The 4,301-nt window shown below is 73.6% G+C and carries 4 protein-coding genes and 1 pseudogene; 2 read left to right on the top strand and 3 right to left on the bottom strand.

Annotation, left to right across the window (positions count from 1 at the left end; translation table 11 throughout):
* On the top strand, positions 1 to 245 hold a 245-nt coding region (locus EF903_RS34450; protein ID WP_185902891.1), incomplete at its 5' end, for a hypothetical protein.
* 21 nt (positions 246 to 266) lie between these two features.
* Here the strand turns inward: EF903_RS34450 and EF903_RS29445 are convergent.
* Complete coding sequence (locus tag EF903_RS29445) at positions 267 to 1,295, bottom strand: SPFH domain-containing protein (protein ID WP_125548050.1); 1,029 nt, start codon at positions 1,293 to 1,295, stop codon at positions 267 to 269.
* A gap of 3 nt (positions 1,296 to 1,298) precedes the next feature.
* Positions 1,299 to 1,730: an NfeD family protein gene (locus EF903_RS29450; protein ID WP_125548051.1), complete on the bottom strand. Its 432-nt coding sequence runs from the start codon at positions 1,728 to 1,730 to the stop codon at positions 1,299 to 1,301.
* A 381-nt stretch (positions 1,731 to 2,111) separates the two neighbouring features.
* Here EF903_RS29450 and EF903_RS29455 point away from each other — a divergent pair, with 381 nt between their 5' ends.
* Positions 2,112 to 3,905, top strand: a complete 1,794-nt coding sequence (locus EF903_RS29455; RefSeq protein WP_125548052.1) for an N-acetylglutaminylglutamine amidotransferase — start codon at positions 2,112 to 2,114, stop codon at positions 3,903 to 3,905.
* Between the two features lie 90 nt (positions 3,906 to 3,995).
* Here EF903_RS29455 and EF903_RS29460 read toward each other — a convergent pair.
* Positions 3,996 to 4,301: pseudogene (locus tag EF903_RS29460) on the bottom strand (TolB family protein); the annotation flags it as partial.

Genomic DNA, 4,301 nt, shown 5'->3' on the forward strand with positions numbered 1-4,301 from the left:
CCCCCGGGGCGGACGCCCGCTGCCCCGCCGGAAGCGACCCCCAAAACTCTCTCCGCGCCCTCGCGGCGGAGTTCGGGCACCGCATCGTCTCGTCCACCCGCAGCGGCGACGGCGCCGTCGTCAACGTCGACCTGGTGCCGCCCGCCGGGGAACCCATCGCGGTGGCCCTGGAGCTGCGCCGCAGCGGCGACCGCTGGGAGGTCTGCGCGGCGTCCCGCGGCCACGTGGAGATCGACCCGTTCTGACCCCGCCGCGCCCCGCCCCGGCTACGGCAGCCGCCCGGCGGAGGCGTCCGCCTCGGCCGCGTCCGCCAAAGCCTCCGCCGCGGCCTCCGCGGCGCGGGCGGCGTCGCTCGCGGCCCGCGTCGCCGTCTCGTCGGCCCCGTCCGCCGGCCGCTCACGGGTCGCGGGCGACGGCGGGAGCACCTCGCCGAAGGCCCGGGAGACCGCCTCCAGGGCGGAGGTCACCTCTCCCGGGATCACCCAGAAGGTGCTGCCCTGCCCCTGCGCGAGCTGCGGCAGCACCTGGAGGTACTGGTAGGCCAGGAGCTTGGGGTCCGGGTCGTTGCGGTGCACCGCCTGGAAGACCTCGTCGATCGCCCGGGACTGGCCCTCCGCCTTGAGGATCTCCGCCGTGCGGGCGCCCTCGGCGCGCAGCACCGCTGACTGCTTGTCGCCCTCCGCCGTCAGGATCTGCGCCTGCCGCTGGCCCTCGGCCGCCAGGATCGCCGCCCGCTTGTCCCGTTCGGCCCGCATCTGCTTCTGCATCGCGTCCTTGATCGACTGCGGCGGGTCGATGGCCTTGATCTCCACGCGGTTGACGCGCAGCCCCCACTTGCCCGTCGCCTCGTCCAGCACGCCGCGCAGCTGGCTGTTGATGGTGTCGCGCGAGGTCAGGGTCTTCTCCAGGTCCATGGAGCCGACGACGTTGCGCAGCGTGGTGACGGTGAGCTGCTCGACGGCCTGGAGGAAGTTCGCGATCTCGTACGAGGCGGCCCGCGGATCCGTCACCTGGAAGTACAGCACGCTGTCGATCTCGACGACCAGGTTGTCCTCCGTGATCACCGGCTGCGGCCGGAAGGAGACGACCTGCTCGCGCAGGTCGATCACCGGGTACACGCGGTCGATGTAGGGGATGACGACGTTCAGGCCTGGCTTCAGCGTCCGGTGGTAGCGCCCGAGCCGCTCCACGTTGCGGGCGCGCGCCTGCGGCACGATCCGCACGGCCCGCACCACGGTGAACACGGCGAGGGCGGCGAGGACCAGGGCGACGATCAGGGACCCCGATGCATCCATGGCTCACTCCCGGGGGTAGACGAGGGCGGTGCTGCCGCTGATCTCGATGACGTCGACGGCCGTGCCGGGAGGGATGACCAGCGTCTCGTCGTAGGCGCGGGCGGTCCACTCCTCGCCGCCGATGCGCACCCGGCCGCCCCGCCCGGACACCTCGCTGACCACGTACGCGACCCTGCCGATCAGCGCGTCGACGCCGAAGCGCGCCTCCTGGGCGGGCTGGAGGCGGCGCAGCACGGTCGGGCGTACGAACAGGAGGCTGAGTGCGGCGACGGCGGTGAACAGCAGGAACTGCAACGGCACCGGCAGCCCGAGTGCGGCGGCGCCCCCGGTCACGGCGGCGGCCGCGGCCAGCAGCCCGAGCGCCGCGGTGAGGGAGAACACCTCCGCGACGGCCAGCGCCGCCGCGGCGACCAGCCAGAGCAGCCACGGTTCCATGCGGGCCCTCCCTCCCTCCCGTACAGGCGAGCGACGTGCCTGAATTATCCGTTTATCTACCCGTTGGTGGGGTGGGGGAATCCGCTGCTCACGCCGCACCCCCGGCCGCCGTCCGGCGTCCGCCCCGCCGCCGTCCGCCACGCGCGCACGGACACCGCGGGGCATATTGGAGGAAGCGCCCAAAGATCGGCCCGGGAACCGCCCCGAATGGAAACCGCCTGGTGGGGCAGGCGGCCTGTACGTCGATCGCCCGTCCCGCCGGTGTAGCGCCCGGACGGGCAGTACGAGGGAGTGAACTCACATGGTGCAGGTGTTCCGGACCCCCGGAGCAGGAGCGACCACGGGCCGGCCCGCCGGCGCGCGCAGCCAGGGGGGTGCGGCATGTGCGGTCTGAGCGGTGAGGTGCGCTTCGACGGCAGGCGCCCGGACCTTGCGGCGGTCGAGCGCATGACCGACGAGATGTCGGACCGCGGACCGGACGGCAGAGGCGCCTGGTCGCAGGGCGCCGTCGCCCTCGGCCACCGGCGGTTGAAGATCATCGACCTGTCCGAAAGCGGCGCCCAGCCGATGACGGACCCGCTCCTCGGCATCACCGCCGCCTTCAACGGCTGCATCTACAACCACCGCGAACTGCGCCGACGCCTGGAGGGGCTGGGCCACCGCTTCTTCTCCGACTCCGACACCGAGGTGCTCGTCAAGGCGTACGGGCAGTGGGGGCCCGCCTGTGTGGAGTCCCTGCTCGGCATGTTCGCCTTCGCGGTGGTCGAGCACCACACCGGGCGCGTGGTGCTGGGCCGCGACCGGCTCGGCATCAAGCCCCTCTACGTCACCGAGGACGCCGACCGGCTCCGCTTCGCCTCCACCCTGCCCGCCCTGCTGGCCGGCGGCGGAGTCGACACCGGCCTGGACCCGGTCGCCCTGCACCAGTACCTGAGCTGGCACGGCACCGTACCCGCCCCCCGCACCGTCCTGAACGGCGTGCGGAAGTTGCCGCAGGCCACGGTCCGCGTGATCGAACCCGACGGCACCTCCACCGACCACCGCTACTGGCAGCCCTCCTACACCCGCGAGGCCGGACCCGCCGCCGGGCTGGGGGACGACCCGGCTGCCTGGCGGGAGGCCATCCACGAAGCCCTGGGCCGGGCCGTGCGCCGGCGTACGGTCGCCGACGTCCCCGTCGGCGTCCTGCTGTCCGGCGGACTCGACTCCAGCCTGATCGTCGCCCTGCTGGAGGAGCACGGCCAGAGCGGCATCGCGACCTTCGCCATGGGCTTCGAGTCCGAGAGCGGACAGGACGGCGACGAGTTCCACTACTCGGACCTGGTGGCCCGCCGCTTCGGCACCGACCACCACCAGTTCATGATCCCCTCCGACCGGCTCCCCGCCGCGCTGGAAGGGGCGATCGCCGCCATGGACGAACCGATGGTCAGCCACGACTCCGTCGCCTTCCACCTGCTCGCCCAGGAGGTCGCCAAGGAGGTCAAGGTCGTGCTCTGCGGCCAGGGCGCCGACGAGGTCTTCGCCGGCTACCACTGGTACCCCGGCATCGCCGGGGCCGCCCGCCCCGACGCCGCCGACGCGTACGCGGAGGCCTACTTCGACCGCACCCACCACGGCGTCAACGACCTCCTCCACCCCGACCTGGCCGCCGACCGCGACACCCCGCGCGAGTTCGTCGCGGCCCACATGGCCGCCCCCGGGGCGCAGACCGCGCTCGACGCCACCCTGCGCCTCGACGTCCACGCGCTGATGGCCGACGACCCCGTGAAGCGCGTCGACAACATGACCATGGCCTGGGGCCTGGAAGCGCGCGTGCCGTTCCTCGACCACGAGCTGGTCGAACTGGCCGCCGCCTGCCCCCCCGAGCTGAAACTCGGCCAGGGAGGCAAGGGCATCCTCAAGGACGTCGGCCGGCAGGTCCTGCCCCGCGAGGTCGTCGACCGGCCGAAGGGCTACTTCCCGGTGCCCGCCGTCCGTCACATGGCCGAACCGGTCCTGACCCGCGTACGCGACGCGCTGACCGCCCCCGAGGCGCGCCGGCGCGGTATCTTCGACCAGGGCCGCGTGGACGACATGCTCGCCGACCCCGCGCGCCACCGCACGAAACGCGGAGCCAGCACCCTGTGGCAGGTGGCTTCGCTGGAGATCTGGCTCCAGACCCACGGCATCGTCTGACAACCGACACCGAGCGGTGACAGTCCCCCGGAAGCCCTCGAAGAGGCCCGCATGCCCCTAGACCGCTCCCCGCACCGACACCGTCCCCGCACCGCCGCCGGGCGCCGAGGTGTACGCGATCCACCGGCCGTCGGGCGACCACGACACCTCGGTGACGGGGTCGGGGTCGGCGTCGAGGACGTGGGCCTCCGAGCCGTTCGCCGGGCCGCTCCACAGCTGCGGCACGCCGGCGCGGTCGCAGATGAACGCCACGCGGTCGCCGGTGGGGTCGGCCGACGGGTACCAGCAGCCGTGGACGGTGAGCACCGCCGGCGGGTCCGCCGCGCCGGTGTCGGCCAGGTGGAGCACGGCCGGGGCGGCTCCCGCGGGCGCCGGGGCGGCCGCGGGGTCCGGGGC

Source organism: Streptomyces sp. WAC05292 (genome assembly GCF_003949955.1).
GTDB lineage: Bacteria > Actinomycetota > Actinomycetes > Streptomycetales > Streptomycetaceae > Streptomyces > Streptomyces globosus.

Excerpts from the sequence above, each read along its gene's own strand:
- EF903_RS29445 (WP_125548050.1), bottom strand. The coding sequence starts at position 1,295 with ATGGATGCATCGGGGTCCCTGATCGTCGCCCTGGTCCTCGCCGCCCTC.
- EF903_RS29450 (WP_125548051.1), bottom strand. The coding sequence starts at position 1,730 with ATGGAACCGTGGCTGCTCTGGCTGGTCGCCGCGGCGGCGCTGGCCGTC.
- EF903_RS29455 (WP_125548052.1), top strand. The coding sequence starts at position 2,112 with ATGTGCGGTCTGAGCGGTGAGGTGCGCTTCGACGGCAGGCGCCCGGAC.